Annotated in this window: 21 protein-coding genes and 1 riboswitch; of the genes, 11 read left to right on the forward strand and 10 right to left on the reverse strand. The window is 63.1% G+C overall.

Features of this window, described 5'->3' with window-relative positions; all coding sequences use genetic code 11:
• Positions 1-3: 3 nt before the first annotated feature.
• Together AC1RTQ_RS18005 and AC1RTQ_RS18010 are read right to left on the reverse strand one after the other, a co-directional pair.
• Positions 4-1140, reverse strand: a complete 1137-nt coding sequence (locus AC1RTQ_RS18005) for a branched-chain amino acid ABC transporter substrate-binding protein (protein ID WP_302089624.1) — start codon at positions 1138-1140, stop codon at positions 4-6.
• A gap of 241 nt (positions 1141-1381) precedes the next feature.
• On the reverse strand, positions 1382-1924 hold the full coding sequence (locus AC1RTQ_RS18010; RefSeq protein ID WP_492877718.1) for a 6,7-dimethyl-8-ribityllumazine synthase: 543 nt from the start codon (positions 1922-1924) through the stop codon (positions 1382-1384).
• Between the two features lie 90 nt (positions 1925-2014).
• Positions 2015-2183: riboswitch (FMN riboswitch) on the reverse strand.
• 258 nt (positions 2184-2441) lie between these two features.
• On the opposite strand from AC1RTQ_RS18010, the gene AC1RTQ_RS18015 reads away from it, so the two are divergent.
• A complete protein-coding gene (locus AC1RTQ_RS18015) occupies positions 2442-3077 on the forward strand; it encodes a hypothetical protein (protein ID WP_492877720.1) in 636 nt (211 codons plus the stop codon).
• Positions 3078-3164: 87 nt separating this feature from the next.
• A complete protein-coding gene (locus AC1RTQ_RS18020) occupies positions 3165-3851 on the forward strand; it encodes a DUF4124 domain-containing protein (protein ID WP_492877722.1) in 687 nt (228 codons plus the stop codon).
• A 120-nt stretch (positions 3852-3971) separates the two neighbouring features.
• Here the strand turns inward: AC1RTQ_RS18020 and AC1RTQ_RS18025 are convergent, their stop codons facing one another.
• The gene (locus tag AC1RTQ_RS18025) at positions 3972-4919 is read right to left on the reverse strand and encodes an SDR family oxidoreductase (RefSeq protein ID WP_492877723.1); all 948 of its coding nucleotides are present in this window, start codon (positions 4917-4919) and stop codon (positions 3972-3974) included.
• Between the two features lie 108 nt (positions 4920-5027).
• On the opposite strand from AC1RTQ_RS18025, the gene AC1RTQ_RS18030 reads away from it, so the two are divergent.
• Together AC1RTQ_RS18030 and AC1RTQ_RS18035 are read left to right on the forward strand one after the other, a co-directional pair.
• The gene (locus AC1RTQ_RS18030; protein WP_492877725.1) at positions 5028-6074 is read left to right on the forward strand and encodes a CDP-6-deoxy-delta-3,4-glucoseen reductase; all 1047 of its coding nucleotides are present in this window, start codon (positions 5028-5030) and stop codon (positions 6072-6074) included.
• Positions 6075-6194: 120 nt separating this feature from the next.
• Entirely contained in the window at positions 6195-7163 is a 969-nt protein-coding gene (locus AC1RTQ_RS18035; RefSeq protein ID WP_302089618.1) for a Bug family tripartite tricarboxylate transporter substrate binding protein, read from the forward strand.
• 116 nt (positions 7164-7279) lie between these two features.
• Here the strand turns inward: AC1RTQ_RS18035 and folK are convergent, their stop codons facing one another.
• The 4 genes from folK to hda are packed head-to-tail and all read right to left on the reverse strand — an operon-like array spanning position 7280 to position 10804.
• A complete protein-coding gene (folK, locus tag AC1RTQ_RS18040; protein ID WP_492877728.1) occupies positions 7280-7792 on the reverse strand; it encodes a 2-amino-4-hydroxy-6-hydroxymethyldihydropteridine diphosphokinase in 513 nt (170 codons plus the stop codon).
• A complete protein-coding gene (gene pcnB / locus AC1RTQ_RS18045) occupies positions 7785-9350 on the reverse strand; it encodes a polynucleotide adenylyltransferase PcnB (RefSeq protein ID WP_302089616.1) in 1566 nt (521 codons plus the stop codon). Before pcnB ends, folK begins: the two co-directional genes overlap by 8 nt.
• Positions 9347-10048 (reverse strand): HAD family hydrolase, encoded by a 702-nt coding sequence (locus tag AC1RTQ_RS18050; RefSeq protein WP_492877730.1) that lies wholly within the window; start codon positions 10046-10048, stop codon positions 9347-9349. Before AC1RTQ_RS18050 ends, pcnB begins: the two co-directional genes overlap by 4 nt.
• Positions 10049-10105: 57 nt before the next feature.
• A complete protein-coding gene (gene hda, locus AC1RTQ_RS18055; RefSeq protein WP_492877921.1) occupies positions 10106-10804 on the reverse strand; it encodes a DnaA regulatory inactivator Hda in 699 nt (232 codons plus the stop codon).
• Positions 10805-11161: 357 nt separating this feature from the next.
• On the opposite strand from hda, the gene purM reads away from it, so the two are divergent.
• Both purM and AC1RTQ_RS18065 read left to right on the forward strand, forming a co-directional pair.
• Positions 11162-12214, forward strand: a complete 1053-nt coding sequence (gene purM / locus AC1RTQ_RS18060; protein WP_492877733.1) for a phosphoribosylformylglycinamidine cyclo-ligase — start codon at positions 11162-11164, stop codon at positions 12212-12214.
• A gap of 37 nt (positions 12215-12251) precedes the next feature.
• Positions 12252-13310, forward strand: coding sequence for an AI-2E family transporter (locus AC1RTQ_RS18065; RefSeq protein ID WP_302089613.1), 1059 nt, complete (start codon positions 12252-12254; stop codon positions 13308-13310).
• A 24-nt stretch (positions 13311-13334) separates the two neighbouring features.
• Here the strand turns inward: AC1RTQ_RS18065 and AC1RTQ_RS18070 are convergent, their stop codons facing one another.
• Positions 13335-14183, reverse strand: coding sequence for a SirB1 family protein (locus AC1RTQ_RS18070; protein ID WP_302089612.1), 849 nt, complete (start codon positions 14181-14183; stop codon positions 13335-13337).
• A gap of 104 nt (positions 14184-14287) precedes the next feature.
• Entirely contained in the window at positions 14288-15853 is a 1566-nt protein-coding gene (gene murJ / locus AC1RTQ_RS18075) for a murein biosynthesis integral membrane protein MurJ (protein ID WP_492877735.1), read from the reverse strand.
• A gap of 257 nt (positions 15854-16110) precedes the next feature.
• Between murJ and rpsT the strand changes: the two genes are divergently transcribed.
• The 3 genes from rpsT (at position 16111) to AC1RTQ_RS18090 (ending at position 19911) form a co-directional block, all read left to right on the forward strand.
• Complete coding sequence (gene rpsT / locus AC1RTQ_RS18080; protein WP_003052598.1) at positions 16111-16404, forward strand: 30S ribosomal protein S20; 294 nt, start codon at positions 16111-16113, stop codon at positions 16402-16404.
• Between the two features lie 324 nt (positions 16405-16728).
• Positions 16729-18423 carry a malate dehydrogenase (quinone) gene (mqo, locus tag AC1RTQ_RS18085; protein WP_492877738.1) on the forward strand — a complete coding sequence of 565 codons (1695 nt, stop codon included), beginning with the start codon at positions 16729-16731 and terminating at the stop codon, positions 18421-18423.
• A gap of 111 nt (positions 18424-18534) precedes the next feature.
• The gene (locus tag AC1RTQ_RS18090; RefSeq protein ID WP_492877740.1) at positions 18535-19911 is read left to right on the forward strand and encodes an MATE family efflux transporter; all 1377 of its coding nucleotides are present in this window, start codon (positions 18535-18537) and stop codon (positions 19909-19911) included.
• A gap of 79 nt (positions 19912-19990) precedes the next feature.
• Here the strand turns inward: AC1RTQ_RS18090 and AC1RTQ_RS18095 are convergent, their stop codons facing one another.
• A complete protein-coding gene (locus AC1RTQ_RS18095) occupies positions 19991-20317 on the reverse strand; it encodes a DUF3579 domain-containing protein (RefSeq protein WP_003052588.1) in 327 nt (108 codons plus the stop codon).
• Between the two features lie 236 nt (positions 20318-20553).
• Between AC1RTQ_RS18095 and AC1RTQ_RS18100 the strand changes: the two genes are divergently transcribed.
• Entirely contained in the window at positions 20554-21750 is a 1197-nt protein-coding gene (locus AC1RTQ_RS18100) for an aspartate aminotransferase family protein (RefSeq protein ID WP_492877742.1), read from the forward strand.
• Between the two features lie 17 nt (positions 21751-21767).
• Positions 21768-22688, forward strand: a complete 921-nt coding sequence (argF, locus tag AC1RTQ_RS18105) for an ornithine carbamoyltransferase (RefSeq protein WP_302089607.1) — start codon at positions 21768-21770, stop codon at positions 22686-22688.
• The last annotated feature ends 103 nt before the right edge of the window (positions 22689-22791 follow it).

Consider the following 22791-nt stretch of genomic DNA (forward strand, 5'->3'; position numbering starts at 1 on the left):
CCATCATTTCAGATCGATAGGCGTCTTGTTGCCGCCCACATAGCGGCTCAGCGTATAGCTGGGGTTCTTCATTTCGCCGTTCTTCTCGAACTGGATCTTGGAGGTCACGCCCGAATAGTCGGACTTCTGCAGGAAGGGGATATAGACCTTGGGGTCCCATGAATTGGCACGCTTCATGGCGTCGGCCAGCAGCATGGTGCCGTCATAGAAGTAGGGGCTGTAGACCTGGAACTGGCCCGGATACTTGGCGTCATAGCGCTTCTTCCATTCCATGCCGCCAGGCATCTTGGCAATGGAGGCACCGCCGTCGGCGCAGACCACGTTCTCCAGCGGCTTGGCGCCGGCAGCCACCTTGGCCAGCTCGGTCACGCAAATGCCGTCACCGCCGAACATCTTGACGTCGTTCATGCCCAGCTGGGCCATCTGGCGCAGCATGGGGCCGGCCTGACCATACATGCCGCCGTAGAAGATGGCATCGGGTTTCTTGGCCTTGATGGAGGTCAGAATGGCCATGAAGTCCGTGGCCTTGTCGTTGGTGAACTCGTTGGCAACGATCTTGATGCCCTGCTTTTCGGCATCCTTCTTGAACACATTGGCCAGACCCTGACCATAGGCCGTGCGGTCGTCGATCACGGCCACGTTCTTGAGCTTGAGATTCTTGGCCGCATAGGTGGCAAGGGCCGCGCCCAGGGCGTTGTCGTTGGCAATCACGCGGTAGGTGGTGTTCCAGCCGGGCTTGGTCAGATCGGGATTGGTCGCCGCACCCGTGATCATGGGAATGCCGCAGTCCTGGAACACCTTGGAAGAAGGAATCGCCACACCGGAGTTCACAAAGGCCACGGCCCCGGCCACCTTGTCATCGCACAGTTTTTGCGAAGCCGCCGTACCTTGCTTGGGATCGGCCACATCGTCCTCGGCCACCAGCACGAACTTGACCTTCTTGCCGCCGATTTCCATGCCTTTGGCGTTGAGGTCCTCGATGGCCATGCGCACGCCGTTTTCATCGTCCTTGCCGAAGTGAGCCTGAGGGCCGGAGGTCGGGCCGATATGGCCGATCTTGATGATCTGCTCCTGGGCCATCACGCCCCCTGCCATACCTGCTACGACTGTCGCGATACACAACTTGCCAAAATTCTTCATTGCGCACTCCACTCGGTTGAGACAAGACGCAACCTTATGCCTCGCGACAGGCAATTGGCAATGAGGCAATCACATAGGTGCAGCGAGTGCTACACCGGCACAACAATCAGTGTTTTCAGGGATCGGCAAGCGCGCCGGGCTGTGATGGAAAAACCCGCCGCGAGCCCTCGCTCGCGAAATGGCAGCAGGGCCCCAAAAAAAACGCCCCAGACTGGGGCGTTCTTGCATCAACACATTCCGCTCAGGCTGCCTTGGCCTGCAAGAATGCATCCACCTTGGCATGCTGGTCCAGCGTGCTCAGGCAGGCATGGGCCACTTCCACGCCCTTCTTCACGAAGTGCTGGCGGAAGAACTCCACATGATCGCCATGCTCGTGGAAGTCGCGCGGTGTCAGCACGGCGGAGAACACGGGCACTTCGGTATCCATCTGCACGCGCATCAGGCCGTCGATCACGGCCGTGGTCACGAATTCATGGCGATAGATGCCGCCGTTGACGATCAGCGCCGTGGCGATCACGGCGTCGAAACGGCCGCTTTGCGCCAGCTTCTTGGCCAGCAGCGGGATTTCAAAGGCTCCGGGTACGCTGAAATGCGTGATGTTGGCGGCTTGCACGCCCTGCGCCTGGAGTTCGGCCTGGGCGGCATCGCGGGCCTGGTAGACCACTTCGGTGTGCCAGCTGGCGCTGATGATTGCAATGCGGCTGCGGCCGGCCACGGCCTTCCAGGGCGTGCCTTCGGAAGTCGCGTGAGTGGCGAAGTTCATGGAGATAGGGGTCTGATTCATGGTGGTATTTCCAGAAAAATCCAATGAATCAGGGCGTGCGCATGAACACCTGCCCATGCGGCAGCGACAGCTGCATCACGGACCGATGCTGCGCGATCTCTTTCATCCGGACTATGACCGTCGGCTCTGGCATCTCACCAGATCTGCTGACCCTGCAAGCTCTGGCGAGACTGCAGGCGCTCGCGGGCTGCTGCAGTCAATGCAAGGCATTGCCGCAGATACCGCCGGTGGGGAATTGCACCCCGCCCTGAGAACGCTGCTTTGCGGTGAACCTGAAGGCACCACAAGACGAAGTCATTCTAGCGACGCTTTGGCAGCGCTCCAGGCAAAAGGGTCACTATGGCGTCAACCTGGGCGTCAACCTGAAAATTCAATAAAAACTGCCTTGATCGCTCAGCAGCCAATCGCAAGTAGCTCTCATTGAATGGGCAGACAGCCCGATGAGGTCAACCCGGAGCTGCCGCCAAACGTTAAGAGCACAAGGCATTGCGCCCACCCACACTTCACCAGACAAGCCATGAAACCAATCTTGCAGGCCTTGATGTCCACCTCCATACGCTGGGCCAGCATGGGGGGGTTGGCGGTGCTGTGCACTGCCTGCGCGGTTCCCGGCGAGTTCGACTCCGGCTATGGCGGTGGTTACGGTGGCAGCTATGGCTCCACCACCATTTACAGCCCGCAGCCCGCTTATCCCGCCTACCCGGTCTATCAGGGTCAGGACCGCAATGACTGGGCCTGGCGCGAGCGTGAGCGCCGTCAGTGGGAGCGCCAGCGCGAACTGGAACGTGAGCGCGCCCAGAACATGCGCGATCGCGAACAATGGCAACGCCAGATGGAGCGCGACCGCGATCAGCAACAGCGCGAGCAGCAGCGCATGCAGGATCAGCAACGCCGCGAATGGGATCGCCAGCAATCCCAGAATCGTCGTGATCAGGACCAGATGCGCCGCCAGCAGGAGCGCGAGCAGCAGCAGTCGCAGCAACGCGAGCGTGAGCGCATGCAGGCTGAACGTGATCGCCAGCAACAGTCCCGCGACCGCCAACCACCAGACCGCCAACAGCAAGACCGCGAACGTGAGCATGATCAGCGCCAGCAGCAGCGCCAGCGCGAAGGCCAGCAACAGGGCTTTCCTCCTCGCGGTGACTGGCGCTGACCGGACGCTGCGGCGCGGCACCGCTTCTACTTTTCCTGCCGCCACTTCATAATTTGCAGGCACTCAAACGCCTTTGAAGGAGCGGTCATGCCAGAGCCCCTATCTCCCGCCGTCACCATGCGCAAGCTGCCGCTGAGTTTGCTGCTGGGCTGGGTGCTGATCGCAGGCACGGCCCAGGCTCAGATCATGCGCTGTGTCGATGCCAAGACCGGCGAGGTGACCTATACCAATGGCCGCTGCATTTCGGGCGAAATGAGCACGCAGATTCAGGCGGCAAAGAGCGCCGAGGAAATTGCGGCCGAGCGTGCCAATGCCAGCCAGGCGCGGGAGCGCAGCAAGGCTCAGATGGAGCGCGACGATGCCCAGCGCCGCCAGCGTGAAGAGCAGGAGCGCAAGGAACGCGAGGCCGCCGAGAGAGCCCAGGCCCGGGCCGGAGTCAATCTGGAAAACACGCCCGCCTGCCGCCAGGCCCGCGAGCGCTACAACGCCATCCTGGCCGAAGCCAGCCCCGACCCAGCCACCTGGGGCGAGCGCAGCCAGGCAGCCCAGGCCCAGATGGAGATGAGCTGCCTGGGTGCTGCCGCCTACCAACAGTTGCAGCAAAGCCGGGCCCTGCATCCCAATGCCATCAACCGCCCGCAGTGGGGCTATGGCTATCCTCCCAACCGCTACCCGCCGGCACGTCCCACGCCATCGCAGCCGCCCGCCAAGATCGTCAACTGCAATGTCTTCCGCTGCTATGACAACCGCGGCGGCGTTCATCCGATACCGTAATCCCCCTGAAGCGCTTTGCGCCTTCCCCCAGGGGACGACAGCTTCGCCGCGCGGCGGCGCTTGCTTGGTCACCCCTTGCTTGGCCGAGCCAATGCTTGAGGGTCGTGCTCTTGGCTCTGCCTAGCTTTGCAGGCCCTCGGTCACCGTGGGATAGCGCAGCCTGAGTCGCAACTCACGCTTGAGCCGCTGATTCGACAGCCGCCGCGACTCGCTCATGAAACTCAGCAGACTCGCCGGCAGTTCTGTCTGCGCCTGCTCGCGCGAAATGCGCGGCGGCCGGGCCAGGCCGTAGAGATCGGCCGCCAGATCGAAGTAATCCCCCATCTTCAGCTGCGTGTCGTCGCTGGCGTGATAGATGCGCTGCGGCTTGCCGCGCCACAGCGCAAGCAGGCAGGCACGTGCCAGATCGTCGGCATGAATATGGTTGGTATAGACGTCGTCGTCAGCCTGCAGCACGGCGGTGCCTCGCTGCAGCCGGGCGCGGGGCGTACCGCCCTCACGATCCGGTGCGTAGATGCCGGGAATGCGCAAGATGCTGGCCCGCAGGCCCAAGCGACCGGCAAAGCGCACGGCGAGCTCGGCATTCACACGGCGCTGAGCTCTGGCGGTCGTCGGCGCAACGGAGCGGGTCTCGCTCACCCACTGCCCCTCGCAGTCGCCATAAACGCCCGAGGTCGATGCATAGACCAGGCTGCGCGCCAGACTGCGCAGGCGCAGTGCCCGCATCAGCGCCGTGCTGCGGGTGTCCAGCCAACTGTTGACATCCCCGGCAGCCGGTGTCGCAGGCGGTGCCAGATGCAGCACCCGCGTCGCAATACCTGCCAGCCTGCGCAGGCTGGCAGGCTCATCCAGATCCCCCCACAAGGGCTTCACGGCCTGGGCATGCAGTTGCTCGAACCGAGCTGAGCTGCGGCTCAGGGCCAGCACCTGAATGCCGTGCCTGCCACGGCCTGAAGCGACCAGCAATCGGGCCACGCGCTGACCCACATCGCCGTAGCCGACGATCAATAAACGTTCACGACGAAAGCGCGCTGGCAGCGCGCCCAATGGGCTTTGGTTTGAAGGCAAAATCGGGACCTGCTGCGTACAAGTTCTAAGGAGCCAGCGCCGTTGCGGCAACTGCTGCAACGTGGACAAAAGGCTGCCGGATACGCCTTCAAGGATAACCAAAACGTCATGACCGAGATTGCCCACGCTTCGTTTGAAATTTCCGTCCAGCCCAGCGGACGTGCTTTTGCCACTCAGGGCGCTGAAACCATTCTGGCCGCAGCCATTCGCACCGGCGTCGGCCTGCCGTATGGCTGCAAGGACGGTGCTTGCGGCTCCTGCAAGTGCAAAAAGCTCAGCGGCGAAGTCAGCCACGGCACGCACTCGGACAAGGCTCTGACAACCGAAGAGGAAGCAGGCGGCTATGTGCTGACCTGCTGCGCCACGCCCCACAGCGATGTGGTGCTGGAGTCGCGCCAGGTCACGGACGCCAGCTCCTTTCCCATCAAGAAGATGCCCGTGCGCGTGGCCGCTCTCGAGAAGAAATCGCATGACGTGATGCAGGTGCGCCTGCAGCTGCCGGCCAGCGAGAAGTTCCGCTACCACGCCGGCCAGTATGTGGAGTTCATCCTGCGCGACGGTGCCCGCCGGGCCTACTCCATGGCCACCGCGCCCCATGTGCAGGAGACGGCGCCCGGCATCGAGCTGCATATCCGTCACATGGAAGGCGGCAAGTTCACCGATCATGTCTTCGGCGGCATGAAGGAAAAAGAAATCCTGCGTGTGGAGGGCCCGTTCGGCAGCTTCTTCCTGCGCGAGGACTCGGACAAGCCCATCATCTTGCTCGCCTCGGGCACGGGCTTTGCCCCCATCAAGGCACTGATCGAGCATATGCGCCACAAGGGCATCAACCGCCCCGTCACGCTGTACTGGGGTGGCCGCCGTCCCGCCGACCTGTATGACGCCAGCTGGATTGCCGAGCACACGGCCGCCATGCCCCAATTCAAGTATGTCCCCGTGATCTCCGACGCCCTGCCCGAAGATGCCTGGACGGGCCGCACCGGCTTTGTCCACCAGGCCGTGCTGGACGACTTTGCCGATCTGTCCGGCTACCAGGTCTATGCCTGCGGTGCCCCCATCGTCGTGGATTCGGCCCGCGCCGCTTATACCAGCGAACGCGCGCTGCCCGCCGAAGAGTTCTACGCCGACGCCTTCACCTCCGAAGCGGACAAGTAAGAACGCTGTTTTGCGCAAACCCCGATGCATTCCATGATGCATCAGGGTTTACGCGCAGTTTTCTTGCACAAGTAACCGCCAGTTTCAGAGCCGCTGCAATTTTTTGCACAATAGCGCTCTATGAACCGTAGAAACAGCCTTCTCTCGGTCATGGCGGCCGTTGCTGCCTTGGCCTCTCCCCTCTCTCAGGCCCAAGAACCCATCCGTCTGATCGTGCCCTATGCGCCCGGTGGTCCGCTGGACATCACCTCGCGCGCACTGGCAGAGCGGGTGCGCGATTCCCTGGGCGTCGTCATCATCGACAACAAGGCGGGTGCCGGTGGCAATATCGGCGCCGACGCCATTGCCAAGGCCCAGCCCGACGGCCTGACCATCGGCCTGGCCGCCACGGCCACCCATGCCGTCAACCCCTGGCTCTACACCAAGATGCCCTATGACGCAGGCAAGGACTTTGCCGGCATCACCCAGATGGTGCGCGTGCCCAATGTGCTGGTGATGAATGCCGCCAAGGCCGAGCAGCTCAAGATCCATAGCGTGGCCGATCTGATCGCCTACGCCAAGAGCCATCCCGGCAAGCTCAACTACGGCAGCGGCGGCAATGGCTCCGCAGGCCATCTGGCAGGCGAGATGCTCAAGCAAAAGGCCGGCATCTTTGCACTGCACGTACCCTACCGTGGCGCCAACCCCGCCCAGTTGGCCTTGCTGTCTGGCGAGGTGGACTTCAATATCGACAACCTGGCTGCGGCCGCGCCCAACATCAAGAGCGGCAAGCTGGTGGCTTTGGCGGTGACTTCGCTCAATGCCTCGCCGCTGCTGCCCGGCGTGCCCGCGCTGTCCAAGAGCTACCCCGGTTTTGCCATCGACACCTGGTGGGGACTGGTGGCCCCGGCCAGCACCCCAAAGCCCGTGCTGGACAAGCTGAGCAAGGCCTTCAATGATGCCCTGCAAGCGCCGGAAACCAAGACTCGCTTCAACGCCCTGATGGCCGAACCCGTGGGCTCCACGCCCGCCGAATTCGACAAGTTCATGGCCGCCGAGCGCGCCAAATACCAGCCCATCGTCAAGGCCTCCGGCGCCAAGGTCGACTGACAGGCCCCGACGCTGATTGAAAAAGCCCCGGCAGCCTTGCGGCCCCGGGGCTTTTTTATAGGTGATTTCAGTCTCTATCGCCTGCCAGGCAAGCGCGACAAGCTCTCCACTCAGAACTACGCTGACTGCACTGTCCACCAACCCTGAGCCAGACTGCGCTCTATGCCCTGGTCTGCCACAGCCTGCAGTTGATCGGCACTCACGCTGCCAGGCGCGATTTCGGCCAGCGGCAGCAGCACAAAGGCTCGCTGCCACATGCGCGGATGGGGAAGAATCAGCTCGGGATCGTCCGACTGACGGTCGCCCCATAGCTCGATATCCAGGTCCAGCGTACGCGGTGCATTGCGGTAGGGACGCTCACGCCCGGCCTGCAGCTCGATCGCCTGAAGCGCATGCAGCAGATCCAGCGGCTGCTGTTCGGTGCGCAGCAGCGCCACCGCATTCAGATAGTCAGGCCCGGAAGAATCAATGGGTTGGCTGCTGTAGAGCGAGGACACGGCCAGCAGCTCGGTCCGGGCCAGCCCGGCCATCGCCGCCACGGCCCAGGACAGGGTCTGGCGTGCATCACCGAGGTTGGCCCCGAGACCGACTGCCACCGTGTCGGCCGCCAGGACGGCTGGTCTATTCATTACCACCATCGACAGGAGCAGCACCTGCGGATGGTTTGCGGCGACGGCGGCGACGCTTTTTGGGAGCAGCGGCATCGCCTTCTGCGGCCACCAGATCCAGCGGATTGTCCTGCTCGCCTTCGGCTTTTTTCTTGGCCACGCGATGCACCTTGGGCACGGTCTGCTGCTGGGCACGCTGGCGGGCGCGCTGTTCGTCGCGGGCCTGGGCGATCAGGTCGTCGCGCTGGGCATCGTCGGCCTGCTGGAACTCCTGCCACCAGCTGGCCAGACTTTCCTCGACCTCGCCGATATCGGCGCGCAGGCGCATGAAGTCAAAACCGGCACGGAAGCGCGGCTGCGCCACCATGGAGTGCGGGGTGGCTCCGGTGCGCTTGTCAAAGCGCGGCTGCATGACCCAGATTTCGCGCATATCGGCAGCCAGCTTGCCCCGACCCGAGACATCGCCGATGCGCTGATCGAACACTTCGTCGATCGACTCCTGCAGCGCAGGGAAAGGGTGGTAGCTCTTGGCCAGACGCTTTTCCCAGCCTTGCTTGACATCCTGCCAAAGCACGCAGGCCAGCAGGAAGCTGGGTGCCACGGGCTTGCCTTCGGCCACACGGCGGTCGGTATCCATCAGTGCGGCCTGCACGAAGGGATGGTCGGCGCGCTCCATCACCACGTCCAGCAGCGGATAGATGCCGCGCGACAGACCCAGCTCCTTGAGCTGGGCCACCGAGGCCAGCGCATGACCGGTCTGCAGCAGTTTGAGCATCTCGTCGAACAAGCGGCTTTGCGGCACTTCCTGCAGCAGCGGCTCGCACTCGACCAGGGGTTTGGCCGTCTTGGCTTCGAGCTTGAAGCCCTTGCCACTGAGCTTGGCGGCAAAGCGCACGGCACGAATGATGCGCACCGGGTCTTCGCGGTAGCGCGTGGCCGGATCGCCGATCATGCGCAGCACCTTCTTCTTGGCGTCCGCTATGCCGCCGTGATAGTCGACCACGATCTGTGTCTCGGGGTCGTAGTACATGGCGTTGATAGTGAAGTCGCGGCGTGTGGCGTCCTGATCCTGCGGGCCCCAGACGTTGTCGCGCAGCACGCGGCCGCTGGCATCGACGGCATGTTTCAGCCCTGCCAGCTGATTCTTGCTGGTGCGTTCGTTGCCGCTGACCTGCTCGGCCGCGCTGTTGTCCAGAAAGGCGCGGAAGGTGGAGACCTCGATGACTTCGTTTTCCCGGCCACGGCCGTAGACCACGTGCACGATGCGAAAACGCTTGCCGATGATGAAGGCGCGGCGAAACAGGTTCTTGACCTGCTCGGGCGTGGCATCGGTGGCCACGTCGAAGTCCTTGGGACGCAGGCCCAGCAGCAGGTCGCGCACGGCGCCGCCGACGATATAGGCCTCGTAGCCCGAGCTCTTGAGGGTCTGCACCACGTCGATGGCGCGACGGTCAACCAGATTCGGGTCTATGCCATGCACCTGAACCGGCACTTCCTCACGCTTGCCGAACTTGGGCTTGCGCGAGCGGGGGGCTGCGGGCGCCTTGCCCAACAGCTTGTCAATAATGGTCTTGATCATGGTGCTTCGCTAAATAGGTCCACAATGCGCCAGCCGCGTTCCTCGGCCAGGGCACGCAAGCGCGCATCGGGGTTGGTGGCCACTGGGTGATCCACTTTTTCAAGCAGGGGCACATCGTTCATGGAGTCGCTGTAGAAGGTCGCCTCGACGTCCTCCCAGCGCAATCCGCGCTGGGTCAGCCATTCGGTCATGCGCACGACCTTGCCTTCGCGCATATTGGGAGTACCGTCAATCTCGCCCGTGAACCAGCCGCTGCCATCACGCACCAACTCGGTTGCCAGCAGATGCTGCACGCCGAAGGCCTGGGCGATGGGACGCGTCACAAACTCGTTGGTGGCCGAGGTGATGACCACGGTGTCTCCCGCATCCAGGTGCTGCTGCACCAGGGCCAGAGCGGCAGGCTTCATTGCAGGGCGAATCACCTCGTCCATGAAGCGCTGATGCGCGGCCGTGGCTTCAGCCTCGCCACGCTGCACCACGGCAGCCGTGGCAAAGCGCACATAGTCGGGGATGTTGAGACGACCGGCCAGATAGTCGTCAAAAAAGGCATCGTTCTGGCGCCCGAACTCCTCGCGGTCGCACCAGCCGATGGCAATGGAGAACTCGCCCCAACCATGGTCGGAGTCCAGCGGCAGCAGCGTATGGTCCAGGTCAAACAGGGCCAGCCTGGGCTTGATAGCCAATTCAGAAGTCGACATGCAAATCCAACAAAAAGTGCTGTGGCATGGCCAAAGCGGGGAGCGTGAGCAAAGGCCTCACTCGGTTTCCAGCATGGTCTTGAGCAGCGGGATGGTGATGGCGCGCTTGTTGCGCAGGGCAAAACCGTCCAGCATGTCCAGCAGCTGCATCAGCGAGCCCAGGTCACGCGAAAAGCGCCTGAGCATGTAATCCATCACTTCGTCGCTCAGGAACACACCACGCGCATCGGCTTCCTGACGCAGCACGGCACGCCGTGCCGACTCGTCGAGCAGATGCAGCTGATAGACATGACCCCAGCCAAGACGGGTGCGCAGGTCCTCGCGCATCTTGAGATCGGCCACCGGCAACTGGCCCGCCGCCAACACCCAGCGCGGCAGGCCGGTGGCGGGACTGGTGGCGTTGACAAACCAGTTGAAGGCACGCGCCTGCTGGAACGGGGTGTAGATGTCCACGTCGTCCATCAGCACGGCGGCCCAGCGTTCGTCGAACTCGGGCGGGAACGGAGTGGATGCATCCATCCAGCCCACCATGGCTCCTTGCTCGCGCAAAGCTTCACGTACCGCCTTGAGCAAATGACTCTTGCCGGACCCTGCCTCGCCCCAGAGATAAGTAGGCACTGGCGTGCGCGACTGCTGCAACTGGCCATCGCCCACCCAGTGACGCAGGTGATCGATCAACGCAGCATTGGGGCCGACAAAGAAACGCGCGAGCGTCGGGCCGGGCACCATGCTGATATCCAGAGCCAGCTGTTTCATCTGCGACATACGCGCAGCGCCCCCTTTCCTGGGCACTTAAAAGCCCATGCGGCGAAATCTGGCAGGAGATTCATCAGCATCAATGGTGGAAGAAACAAAGGCCCGGACGCGCATTCAGATCAGGCCCTGCAATATGCCCTAGCGTGATCACTCGGTAACAAAAGCCCCAATTTTAGTCTGCACTCGCAGCCCCCGAGCGGCTTCGGGCTGATTTTGCCTACTGCCGTTGTTGTAGTCAGGCCATGAATGCTCCAGCAAAACCCTTTGACGCATGTCCGGGCGCCCCCGCTGAATGGGCAAGCGCCGTAGAATCCCGGGGTTTCCGCCCAGCTGGGCGCCCCCGCACCGGATCCATCGATGAGCTCTTCCGCATCTTCCTCTACCCCCATTTCCTACAAAGACGCCGGTGTTGACATCGACGCAGGCGACGCCCTGGTCGAACGCATCAAGCCCCTGGCCAAGAAAACCATGCGCGAAGGCGTGATGGCCGGCATCGGCGGCTTCGGCGCCCTGTTCGAAGTGCCCAAGCGCTACAAGGAACCCGTGCTGGTGTCCGGCACCGATGGCGTGGGCACCAAGCTCAAGCTGGCCTTCGAGTGGAATATGCACGACACCGTGGGCATCGACCTGGTGGCCATGAGCGTGAACGATGTGCTGGTGCAAGGTGCCGAGCCCCTGTTCTTCCTCGACTATTTCGCCTGCGGCAAGCTGCATGTGGACACCGCTGCTGCCGTGGTGGGCGGTATTGCCAAGGGTTGCGAGCTGTCCGGCTGCGCGCTGATCGGCGGTGAAACCGCTGAAATGCCCGGCATGTACCCCGATGGCGAATACGATCTGGCCGGCTTTGCCGTCGGTGCGGTCGAAAAGTCCAAGATCCTCAGCGGCCAGAACGTCAAGCCCGGCGATGTAGTGCTGGGTCTGGCATCGCACGGCGTGCACTCCAACGGTTTCTCGCTGGTGCGCAAATGCATCGAGCGCGCAGAAGCCCAAGGCACCGTTCCCGAAACTCTGGACGGCAAGCCCTTCAAGGCCGCCATCATGGAGCCCACCCGTCTGTATGTGAAGAACGTGCTGGCAGCGCTGGACAAGCACCCCATCAAGGCCCTGGCCCACATCACCGGCGGCGGCCTGCTGGAGAACATCCCCCGCGTGCTGCCAGAAGGCACCGCAGCCCATCTCAAGGCTGGCAGCTGGCCTCAGACCGAGCTGTTCGCCTGGCTGCAAAAGACCGCCGGCATTGACGACATCGAGATGAACCGCACGTTCAACAACGGTATCGGCATGGTGGTTGTGGTGGCCGCTGAAGACGCACAAGACACGGCAGCCACGCTGGCCGAGCTGGGTGAGAAGGTCTACAGCATTGGAGCCATCGCGGAAATCGGCTCCGGCAAGCCCGTTGAAGTTCGCTAAGCAAATCTTCATCACAGCCCCTCTACTCCGAGCCTGAATGACGCAGCATTTGCCCGCCCCCATCACTACGCAACCGGGCCCTTCGCCCAAGGTCATATTGGCCAGTTACATATTGATGGGAGCAGCATTGCTGCTCGTCATGCATCAGGGAATACTCCCCGGCCTGCTGTGTGTGTGCGTAGGCTTCATGCTTACCCGCTCGCTGTCGCGCCTGCTGTCACGCGCCAATCCTCGCGCCTTTGCCAGCAACCGGCTGCCACACTGGGCCCAGGTGGTGGCCACCACCATCGTGATTCTGGCGCCACTGGCCCTGCTCAGCGGCGCCCTCTCCCAGACCCGGACCTATATCACCGAAGCCCCTGCCCAGTACAAGGAACTGCTGGACTATCTTGCGGCCACGGTGCTGGAGCTGCGAGAGAAACTGCCTTCGGACATTGCCGATCAGCTGCCTGACGGCGCCCAGGAAATTCAAAGCAAGCTGGCCGGCTATCTGGCCGCCAAGGCCGGCGTGCTGGCCACTGCGGGCCGCGCCTGGCTTACCGGCCTGCTCTATGCCTATGTGGGCCTGATCATCGGCGCTCTGGCCGCCGTGCGCCCCATCGCCACCCGCCACCCGCCTCTGGTGCAGGCCCTGCAGCAGCGCATCGGGCACTTTGCCCTGGCCTTCAAGCAGATCGTGGCGGCCCAGTTCTGGATCGCCGCCTTCAACACCTTGCTGACGTCCATCTTCCTGCTGGCCATATTGCCGATCTGGAAACTGCAGCTGCCCTACACCCCCGCGCTGATCACGCTGACTTTCATCGCCGGACTGATCCCCATCGTCGGCAACCTGCTGTGCAACGCCGTGCTGACGCTGGTCGGCCTGTCGGTGTCGCCCGTGGCCGCCGCCGCCTGCCTGGGCTTTCTGATCCTGATCCACAAGGCCGAATACGTGATCAACGCCAAGGTCGTGGGCACACGCACGCATATGGGCGTGTGGGAGCTGCTGGCCGTGATGTTTGTGGCCGAGTCCGTCTTCGGCCCCGCAGGTCTGGTGGCAGCGCCGCTGTTCTACGCCTATCTCAAGAAAGAGCTGGAAGCCGCTCAGCTGGTGTAGGCAGGCTGCTTGCCACCAAGGCGTTCAGCCCGTGCGGCGCAGCCTGGCGATGGTCTTGACGATGTAATCGACCTCCTGCCCTTGCGCAGCGGGCGCATAACGCTCCAGATCCAATAGCGCTCTTTCAATCACTCCCCATTGGGCATACGCCATACCTCGGTCCCGGAACAGCTCTTCGCGACCGGGCTGCAGCAAGATCAGGCGATTGAGCACGGCCACCAGCATGGGCCAGTCTTTCTGGACCTGATGAATCTCCTGCAGATTGCGCAGCATGCGCGCCACGACATCGCGCGGATGAGCGGCCTGCAGATACAGCCCCAGCGGCGGTGCATCGTCGGGCGTGATGCCGGCCTGATCGAGAAACGGCTGCAGGCGCTCTGCCAAGGCGCTGGCGGAGTAGGAGTCGCCTGTCAACGGGTCCTGCACCACCTGCCCCTGCGGCAGCATGACCTTGACCAGAAAATGTCCTGGAAAGCCGATGCCCTCCACCGTCAAACCGATGCCGGCAGCCAGCTCCAGCCAGATCAGCGCCACGCTGATGGGAATGCCGCGTCTTGTCTGCAGCACATGGTGGATATAGCTGTTGGCGGGGTCGTAATAGTTGTTGAGGTTGCCGGCAAAGCCCAGTTCGCCATAGAAGAACTTGTTGAGCGCACCGAGCTTGCGCAAACCGTCCTCCTCGCCTGCCAGACGCTGCACCAGGCGCACTTGCAGCCTGTCCAGCTCGGCCAGCACGGCTTGCAGGTCAAGATCAGGCTCGGCATCCTGAGCAATGCTGATGGCGGCTTCCATCAAGGCAAAGTTTTCATCACTCTGCACCAGGGACGCAAAATACTGCAGGGCCGTGGGGTACTCGTCTATCGTCCAGCTCATAGGCTGATTTGTAAGCCGCCTTGGCAGGTCATGCAAGCGAAATCCCCTTGATACGCCTGTAAAACCTGCGCTGCCCGCTCACTTTTCCATGAGCAGCCCAAGCTTTAACGGCGCAGCAACTGACGCAGATTCAGGCCCGACAGCTTCAGCGCGCCAAAGTAGAGCGCAGCGGCCCCGGCCATCATGGCGGCCAGCAGCGCTGCACGCAGCAGGCCATTGCTGCGCAGGCCCACCCAGTCGAAGTGCTGACTGCCCCAGAGCAGCAGCACCGCCAGCAAGGCGCTGGCCGCGATCACCTGCAGGATGAACTTCAGCCACCCCGGTCCGGGCTTGTAGGTGCCGCGACGCAGCAGGCCGATGAGCAGCCAGGTCGCATTGACCAGCGCAGCCAGGCCGATGGACAGGGCCAGCCCCGTGTGCTTGAGCCAGGGCACCAGCACCAGATTGAGCAGCTGCGTAATGACCAGCACCACGATCGCGATCTTCACGGGTGTGCGGATGTCCTGGCTGGCGTAGTAGCCGGGCGCCAGCACCTTGATGGCCACCAGACCCAGCAGGCCGGCGCCATAGCCCATCAGCGCCTGGGCAATCTGTCCCACATCGCTGTCGTGCAAGGCACCGCGATGGAACAGCGTGGCCACCAGCGGCGTGGCAAAAGTCAGCAGTCCCACGGCGCAGGGCACGGCCAGCAGCACCACCAGTCGCAGCCCCCAGTCCAGCATATTGGAGTAGCGCTCGCCATCCCCGGCCGCCTTGGCGGACGCCAGCTGCGGCGTCAGCACCACCCCCAGGGCCACGCCCAGCAAGGCCGTGGGAAACTCCATCAGACGGTCGGCATAGAACAGCCAGGTCACGCTGCCGGGCGCCATATAGGAAGCGATCTGGGTGTTGATCATCAATGAGACCTGGGCCACGCCAACCCCCAGCAGCGCCGGCCCCATCAGCGCCAGGATACGGCGCACGCCTGCCTCGTCCCAGGCTGCGCGAATGGCTGCGGGCGAGAAGCCGATGCGCGGCATCAGCCCCATGGAGCGCAGCGCAGGAATCTGCACCGCCAGCTGCAGCACGCCGCCCAGCATCACGCCGCCGGCCATGGCATAGATAGGTTCTATGCCCTGCTTCTCGAACCAGGGCGCTCCCAGCAAAGCGGCCACGATCATGCTGAGATTGAGCAGCACGGGCGTGGCTGCCGACACGGCGAACTTCTTCCAGGTATTGAGAATGCCTGCCGACAGAGCCACCAGCGACATGAAGCCGATATAGGGGAACATCCAGCGCGTCATCACCACGGCGGCGTGATAGCCGTCGGGCGACTGGCGCATGCCGCTGGCCAGCAGCCAGACCAGCAGCGGAGCGCCGATCACGCCCAGCAGGCAGACCACCAGCAAAGCCCAGAACAGCATGGTCGCAACATGGCCTATCAAATGTCGCGTGGCCTCCTCGCCATCCCGGGTCTTGCTGGCGGCCAGCACCGGCACAAAGGCCTGACTGAAAGCCCCTTCGGCAAACAGACGGCGAAAGAGATTGGGAATTCTGAAGGCGACATTGAAGGCATCGGTCAGCGCATTGGCGCCGAACATGGAAGCCATGAGCAGATCGCGTACCAGCCCCGAAACACGGGAGGCCAGCGTCAGAAGAGATACGGTGGAGGCGGCTTTGAACAGTGACACGCAGCGAAGTGTATGCGTTCATGCCAAGCGCTGCAGGCTGATTTGCGGCGCTTTTCACTCTGTAGCAATCCAGCGATCTCAAACCAGACACGGCCCAACACAGAGACATCGAGCAAGGGCCTTGGCGGCCCCGCCGCCCCGCCGCCCCGCCGCGAGGATGTCGTCCCCCTTAAAGGGGGAAGCGGCAAAGCCGCACAGGGGGTGATACAATCCAGGGTTTTGCTGACATCATCCTCAGACACACAAGGAAATAAATCATGGCAACTAAAGCCAAAAAGAACCCCCGCCTGGCTTCTGGCCGCAAGCGCGCCCGCCAGAACGTCAAGCTGAACGCTGCGAACACTTCGCTGCGTTCCAAGTACCGTACTGCTGTCAAGAATGTCGAGAAGGCTGTTGTGGCCGGCGACAAGACCAAGGCAGCTGAACTGTTTGCCAAGGCTCAGTCCGTGATCGACGCGATCGCTGACAAGGGCATCTTCCACAAGAACAAGGCAGCTCGTGACAAGAGCCGCCTGTCCGCCAAGGTCAAGACCCTGGCTCTGGCTGCTTAATACCAGCCTCCCTCAAGCACGGATGACTTCGGTCATCTGCCGTTTGTAACGGGTGCGCTGTCAGCAAAAACATCAAAACCGCCCTAGGGCGGTTTTTTTGTTGTCCGCGCTCGACAGTTGCCTGCCTCATCAGCGCATGCGCAAGCCGCACCCCCTTTATCACAAAGCGCCCTAATACGAATTGATTAGCGTCAGATTTTGACTTCCCTAGGACAATCCCCAGGTCGGGGAGTCTCATGTCTTTTATAGGACTTACCCCGTATCTTCGCAAAAAGCCTGCTGCCTGCCCGCAGGCTTTTTTGATAGTCAAGTCTAGAAAAAGTCATGAAAAAGTCGATCAAAGCAGGACTGGGAGCCGTCGCGGCCCTGGTCCTGGCCGCGCTGTTATTTTTATTTTGGCCAATATTTCCTCGCTCCGTGCCCAAGGCCGAGAACGAGCAGCCCGTCGATGTAGTGATGGTGGGCGCCGGTGTGATGAGCACGACGCTGGCCACCTATCTGCAGGAGCTGCAGCCCGACTGGAAGATCGAGGTCTTCGAACGCCTGGACGGCGTGGCCCTGGAAAGCTCCAACGGCTGGAACAACGCCGGCACCGGCCACTCGGGCTTTGCCGAGCTCAACTACACGCCCCAGCTGCCCGATGGCAGCGTGGAAACCAAGCGTGCCGTGGGTATTGCCGAGCAGTTCGAGGTGACGCGCCAGTTCTGGGCCCACCAGGTCGGCCGCGGCCACCTGCAGTCGCCCGAGACTTTCGTGAACGCCACGCCCCATATGAGCTTCGTCTGGGGTGACGACAACATCGCCTTCCTCAAGAAGCGCCAGCAGGCCCTGGTCCAGAACCCCCTGTTCTACGGCATGGAGTACTCCGAAGACCAGGCACAGATCAAGAAGTGGGCCCCGCTGATGATCGAAGGCCGTGACCCGGCCCAGAAGATCGCCGCCACCTACATGCCCCTGGGCACCGACGTGAACCATGGCGTCTGGACCGAGCAGCTGATGGCCTCGCTGCAGAAGGGCCCCAACTTCCAGCTGCACCTGCAAAGCGAAGTCACGGCCCTGCGCCAGAACGCAGACAAGACCTGGAACGTGACCGTGGCCGATCTGGCCAAGGGCGGCCAGGAAAAGACCGTCAAGGCCAAGTTCGTCTTCGTCGGTGCCGGCGGTGCCGCACTCAAGCTGCTGCAGGCTTCGGGCATCCCCGAATCCAAGAACTACGCCGGCTTCCCCGTGGGCGGCCAGTTCCTGGCCATCGAGAACCCCGAGCTGGCCAAGCGCCACGACGTCAAGGCCTACGGCATTGCCTCCACCGGCTCGCCCCCCATGTCCGTGCCCCATCTGGACGCCCGCCAGCTCGACGGCAAGCCCGTGGTGCTGTTCGGCCCCTTTGCTCTGGCCACCACCAAGTTCCTCAAGAACGGCTCCTGGTGGGACCTGTTCTCCTCGGTCACCCATGACAACCTGATGGGCATGCTGCGCGTGGGCATCCACAACCTGGACCTGGTCCAGTACCTGATGCAGCAGGCCGAGCTGACCGACGCCGACCGTCAGGCCGTGCTGGCCCAGTACTTCCCCGAAGCCAAGCGCGAGGACTGGAAGCTGGTCACCGCCGGCCAGCGTGTGCAGATCATCAAGCGCGACCCTGAAAAAGGTGCCGTGCTGCAGTTCGGCACCGAAATCGTGGGCTCGGAAGACGGCAGCATCGCCGCCCTGCTGGGTGCCTCGCCCGGTGCCTCGACCGCTCCCCACATCATGCTGAACCTGCTCAAGAAGTCCTTCCCCGAGCAGATGGCCAGCACCGAGTGGAAGGCCCACATCCAGCAGATCGTGCCCTCCTACGGCCGCAAGATCAACGAGGATGCTGCCTATACCAACGAGATCCGCCGCATGACCAGCTCGGCCCTGAAGCTGCCCTATGTGGATGTCCCTGCCAATCTGGGCAAGAAGGCCGAAGCGGCTCCCGCGCCTGCCGCAGCTCCCCAGAACCCCACCCAGCTGAACAAGGAAATGCAGGCCCTCTAAGCCCAGCTCTCCCCGCACCGGCGCGCCGGTGCCCGCCCCGCCGGCCTGTGCCGCGCGGGGCTTTTTCTTGCAGCGCTCGCTGCCCGGGGTCTTCGGGCCTTGTTTTCCTCCATGCACCTGCCCCTGACCCATGCACCGATAGGCCGCACCCTGCTGCGTTTTTCCCTGCCTCTGTGGGGCGGCTATGTGCTGCAGTCGCTCAATACCTCGGTCAATGCCTTCTGGATCGGACGGCATCTGGGCGAAAGCGCCCTGTCTGCGGCCGTGCACGCCAACAATCTGCTGTTTGCGCTGATTGCCCTGGTCTTCGGCATCAGCCAGGCCGCCAATCTGCTGGTGGCCCAGGCCGTGGGCGCGGGCCGCTGGACTCTGGCGCGGCGCATCACGGGCAGCAGCGCCAGCCTGTTCCTGGGCATGTCCCTGCTGATGGTCGCTGTGGGCTGGCCGCTGGCCGCCCCCTTGCTGGGCGCCATGGGCGCAGCGCCCGCCACCGCCGCACTGGCCGTTGACTATCTGAGGGTGCTCTTTCTCGCGCTGCCACCCATGCTGCTGCTGATCTTCGTGGCCGCCGTGCTGCGCGGCACGGGCGACAGCCGCACGCCTTTCGTGGCCCTGTTGGCCGTGGCACTGGGCGATGCCCTGCTCAACCCCTTGTTCATCTTCGGCGCCGGCCCCCTGCCAGGCCTTGGCATGGCAGGCTCGGCGCTGGCCACCCTGGTGGCCAACAGCCTGGGCCTTGCAGGCCTGCTGGCCTGGATACGCTGGCAGCGCCTGCCGCTATGGATAGGCTGGCGCCAGCGCCGCCATCTACGGCCCGAGCCGGCGCTGGTGCGCTGCCTCGTCACCAAGGGCCTGCCCATGGGTCTGCAGATGCTGGTGGTCTCTCTCTCCCTGGTGCTGATGCTGGCCCTGATCAACACCCATGGCGGCCAGGTTTCGGCCGCCTACGGCGCAGCCCTGCAACTGTGGGCCTATGTGCAGATGCCGGCCATTGCCGTGGCCTCGGCCTGCACCACCATCGCCGCCCAGAATGTGGGGGCCGGCCACTGGCTACGTGTGGCGCGCACGGCGCGTGCCGGCGTGGCCTGCCACCTGTTGCTGACCGGCGCCTGCGTGGCCCTGATCCTGGCCTGCGACCGCAGCGTGCTGGCCCTGTTCCTGCCCGAGGGCAGCACGGCCCTGGAGCCCGCGCGCCACCTCAACCGAATCGTGCTGGGCTCGTTCATGCTGCTGGGCGTGAGCAGCGTGCTGGCCGGCGTGGTGCGCTCCACGGGCGCGGTGCTGGCCCCTCTGGCCATCCTGACCGTGACGCTGTGGGGCCTGCGCCTGCCCCTGGCCTGGGGGCTGCAGCCGCTGTGGGGGCAGGATGCGCTGTGGTGGAGCTTTCCGCTCAGCGCGCTGGCATCCATGCTGCTGTCCGTCGCCCACTACCACTGGGGCTCCTGGCGCCGGTCACGGCTGCTGGACAGCACGACAGCGCAGAGCTAGACCTGCAGCGCGCAGAGACAAAAAAAGCTTCCCGTGGAAGCCTTTGTCGTTTGCGCGGCACCTTTGGGCACCTGAAAAATCACTTCTTGCCGGCTGGCAGCTTGTCAGGCAGCAGGCAGGCCTCGGCCACTTGCAGATCGTTGTCCTTGGCGAAATTCAGGCAGAAGTCCCAGGCCATGGGTTCGTAGTCGCGCAGATCCCGGTTGATGACCACGCATTTGGTGCCGTTCATCACCGTGGGCACGCACCAGGGAGAGTAGCTCAGATGGCTTCCGGCGCAGGCACCGCCAGGGCGAAACTGACTCATGACCCCGGCCAAGCGCTCGGCCCAGTCGCTGGGTCGAAAGGTTTTTCCGGCATGGGTCATACCCATGATGAACAGTTCTTTGCTGGAAGGGGTAACCATCAAATATTCGCCAAAAAGATCCGGCAACCAGGCGGGATCCCCGCCAACATGCCTAAACGAGCATTCTAACTCTTGTATAAGAGCCATGCTGTCAACCCCACAATGGCGTAGGTTGATTGCATGGCAGCGATGCGCAATCCGCAATGTTGGGGTTATCCGGGCACTCTAGAATCAAAGCTCGCATTTTTCAGGTGCCGCCGTGCGCCGTTGACCTTCCTTCTCAGGAGATTCTTGCAATGACCGCTTTCATCGAGGCAGCTTCGCCCCACGTTATGCCCACTTACGGCCGCGTACCCATCGCGCTGGAGCGCGGCCAGGGCTGCCGCGTTTGGGACGTGAACGGCAAGGAATATCTGGACGCGCTGGGCGGCATCGCCGTCAACACCCTGGGCCACAACCACCCCAAGCTGGTGCCCGCGCTGCAAGATCAGCTGACCAAGCTGATCCACACCTCCAACTACTACCATGTGCCCGGCCAGGAAACCCTGGCCAAGCTGCTGACCGAGCGCTCGGGCATGACCAATGTGTTCTTCTGCAACACCGGCCTGGAAGCCAACGAGGCGGCCATCAAGATCGCCCGCAAGTACGGCGTGGACAAGGGCATTGCCAAACCCGAGATCGTGGTCTATGACCATGCTTTCCACGGCCGCTCCATCGCCACCATGAGCGCCACGGCCAACCCCAAGGTACGTAACGGCTTTGGCGATCTGCTCGCAGGCTTCACGCGCGTGCCCCCCAATGACTACGAAGCCCTGATCGACGCGACCGAAGGCAATCCCAACATCGTTGCCATCATGATGGAGCCCATCCAGGGCGAAGGCGGCCTGCACCCCATGCGCGCCGACTACCTCAAGAAGGTGCGCGAGCTGTGCGATGCCAATGGCTGGCTGCTGATGATGGACGAGGTGCAGGCCGGCATGGGCCGCACCGGCAAATGGTTTGCCCACCAGTGGGCCGGTATCACCCCCGATGTGATGACCCTGGCCAAGGGCCTGGGCTCTGGCGTGCCCGTGGGTGCCGTGGTGGCGCACAAGGCCGCTGCCGAAGTGCTCAAGGCCGGCAACCATGGCTCCACCTTTGGTGGCAACCCGCTGTCCATGCGTGCCGGCGTGGAAACCATCCGCATCATGGAAGAGGACGAGCTACTGGCTCATACCACTGAAGTGGGTGAATATCTGAAGGCTAAACTGCAGGCTGAACTGGGCAACCTCGAAGGCTTTGTCGAAGTGCGCGGACAGGGTCTGATGATTGGCGTGGAGCTGACCAAGCCCTGCGGTGAGCTGATTGGCCAAGCCGCAGAAGCCGGCCTGCTGCTGAGCGTGACCGCCGACACGGTGATTCGCCTCGTGCCGCCGCTGATCCTGAGCAAGCCCGAAGCCGATGAAATCGTCGCCAGGCTCAAGCCCCTGGTTCAAGCCATTCTGGCAGCCTGATCCTCAAGGAATACTGCATGAAGCATTACCTGCAATTTAGCGACTTCACCGCTGACGAATACGACTACCTGCTGGAACGTGCAGCCCTGATCAAGAAGAAATTCAAGGGCTACGAAAAGCACCACACGCTGACCGACCGCACCATGGCCATGATCTTCGAGAAGGCCAGCACGCGCACGCGTGTGAGCTTCGAGGCCGGCATGTACCAGCTCGGCGGCTCCGTGGTGCATCTGACCACCGGCGACAGCCAGCTGGGCCGCTCCGAGCCCATCGAGGACAGCGCTCGCGTCATCAGCCGCATGACCGACCTGGTCATGATCCGCACCTTCGGTCAGGACAAGATCGAGCGCTTTGCCGAGTTCTCGCGCGTGCCCGTCATCAACGGCCTGACCAACGAGTTCCACCCCTGCCAGATCCTGGCCGACATCTTCACCTTCATCGAGCACCGCGGCTCGATCAAGGGCAAGGTCGTCGCCTGGGTGGGCGACGGCAACAACATGGCCAACACCTGGCTGCAGGCCGCCGATCTGCTGGGCTTCACGGTCCATGTCAGCACGCCCGGCGGCTACGAGGTGGACGAACAGCTGGCCTTCAACGGCAAGCCCGTCAACCCCGGCTGCTACAAGGTGTTCAAGGACCCCCTCGAAGCCTGCAAGGGCGCCGATCTGGTCACCACCGATGTGTGGACCAGCATGGGCTACGAGGCCGAGAACGAAGCGCGCAAGAAGGCTTTTGCCGACTGGTGCGTGGATGCCGAGATGATGGCATCTGCCAAGGCCGACGCCTTGTTCATGCACTGCCTGCCCGCTCACCGTGGCGAGGAAGTGGAGGCCGAAGTCATCGACGGCCCCCAATCCGTGGTCTGGGACGAGGCTGAGAATCGCATGCATGTGCAAAAGGCACTCATGGAGTACCTTTTGCTCGGTCGCGTGGACTGATGGCGCAGACATCGGTGCACGCGGCGGCTCGCCAGAGCAAGCATGCGATTCGGGCGCAGGCTCATACCCGCTTGGTGGGTGTGAAGCGGCAGCATGCCGCGTG

The sequence above is a fragment of the Comamonas sp. GW821-FHT11H03 genome, from assembly GCF_058807955.1.

Excerpts from the sequence above, each read along its gene's own strand:
- AC1RTQ_RS18005 (WP_302089624.1), bottom strand. The coding sequence starts at position 1,140 with ATGAAGAATTTTGGCAAGTTGTGTATCGCGACAGTCGTAGCAGGTATG.
- AC1RTQ_RS18010 (WP_492877718.1), bottom strand. The coding sequence starts at position 1,924 with ATGAATCAGACCCCTATCTCCATGAACTTCGCCACTCACGCGACTTCC.
- AC1RTQ_RS18015 (WP_492877720.1), top strand. The coding sequence starts at position 2,442 with ATGAAACCAATCTTGCAGGCCTTGATGTCCACCTCCATACGCTGGGCC.
- AC1RTQ_RS18020 (WP_492877722.1), top strand. The coding sequence starts at position 3,165 with ATGCCAGAGCCCCTATCTCCCGCCGTCACCATGCGCAAGCTGCCGCTG.
- AC1RTQ_RS18030 (WP_492877725.1), top strand. The coding sequence starts at position 5,028 with ATGACCGAGATTGCCCACGCTTCGTTTGAAATTTCCGTCCAGCCCAGC.
- AC1RTQ_RS18035 (WP_302089618.1), top strand. The coding sequence starts at position 6,195 with ATGAACCGTAGAAACAGCCTTCTCTCGGTCATGGCGGCCGTTGCTGCC.
- folK (WP_492877728.1), bottom strand. The coding sequence starts at position 7,792 with ATGAATAGACCAGCCGTCCTGGCGGCCGACACGGTGGCAGTCGGTCTC.
- pcnB (WP_302089616.1), bottom strand. The coding sequence starts at position 9,350 with ATGATCAAGACCATTATTGACAAGCTGTTGGGCAAGGCGCCCGCAGCC.
- AC1RTQ_RS18050 (WP_492877730.1), bottom strand. The coding sequence starts at position 10,048 with ATGTCGACTTCTGAATTGGCTATCAAGCCCAGGCTGGCCCTGTTTGAC.
- hda (WP_492877921.1), bottom strand. The coding sequence starts at position 10,804 with ATGAAACAGCTGGCTCTGGATATCAGCATGGTGCCCGGCCCGACGCTC.
- purM (WP_492877733.1), top strand. The coding sequence starts at position 11,162 with ATGAGCTCTTCCGCATCTTCCTCTACCCCCATTTCCTACAAAGACGCC.
- AC1RTQ_RS18065 (WP_302089613.1), top strand. The coding sequence starts at position 12,252 with ATGACGCAGCATTTGCCCGCCCCCATCACTACGCAACCGGGCCCTTCG.
- AC1RTQ_RS18070 (WP_302089612.1), bottom strand. The coding sequence starts at position 14,183 with ATGAGCTGGACGATAGACGAGTACCCCACGGCCCTGCAGTATTTTGCG.
- rpsT (WP_003052598.1), top strand. The coding sequence starts at position 16,111 with ATGGCAACTAAAGCCAAAAAGAACCCCCGCCTGGCTTCTGGCCGCAAG.
- mqo (WP_492877738.1), top strand. The coding sequence starts at position 16,729 with ATGAAAAAGTCGATCAAAGCAGGACTGGGAGCCGTCGCGGCCCTGGTC.
- AC1RTQ_RS18090 (WP_492877740.1), top strand. The coding sequence starts at position 18,535 with ATGCACCTGCCCCTGACCCATGCACCGATAGGCCGCACCCTGCTGCGT.
- AC1RTQ_RS18095 (WP_003052588.1), bottom strand. The coding sequence starts at position 20,317 with ATGGTTACCCCTTCCAGCAAAGAACTGTTCATCATGGGTATGACCCAT.
- AC1RTQ_RS18100 (WP_492877742.1), top strand. The coding sequence starts at position 20,554 with ATGACCGCTTTCATCGAGGCAGCTTCGCCCCACGTTATGCCCACTTAC.
- argF (WP_302089607.1), top strand. The coding sequence starts at position 21,768 with ATGAAGCATTACCTGCAATTTAGCGACTTCACCGCTGACGAATACGAC.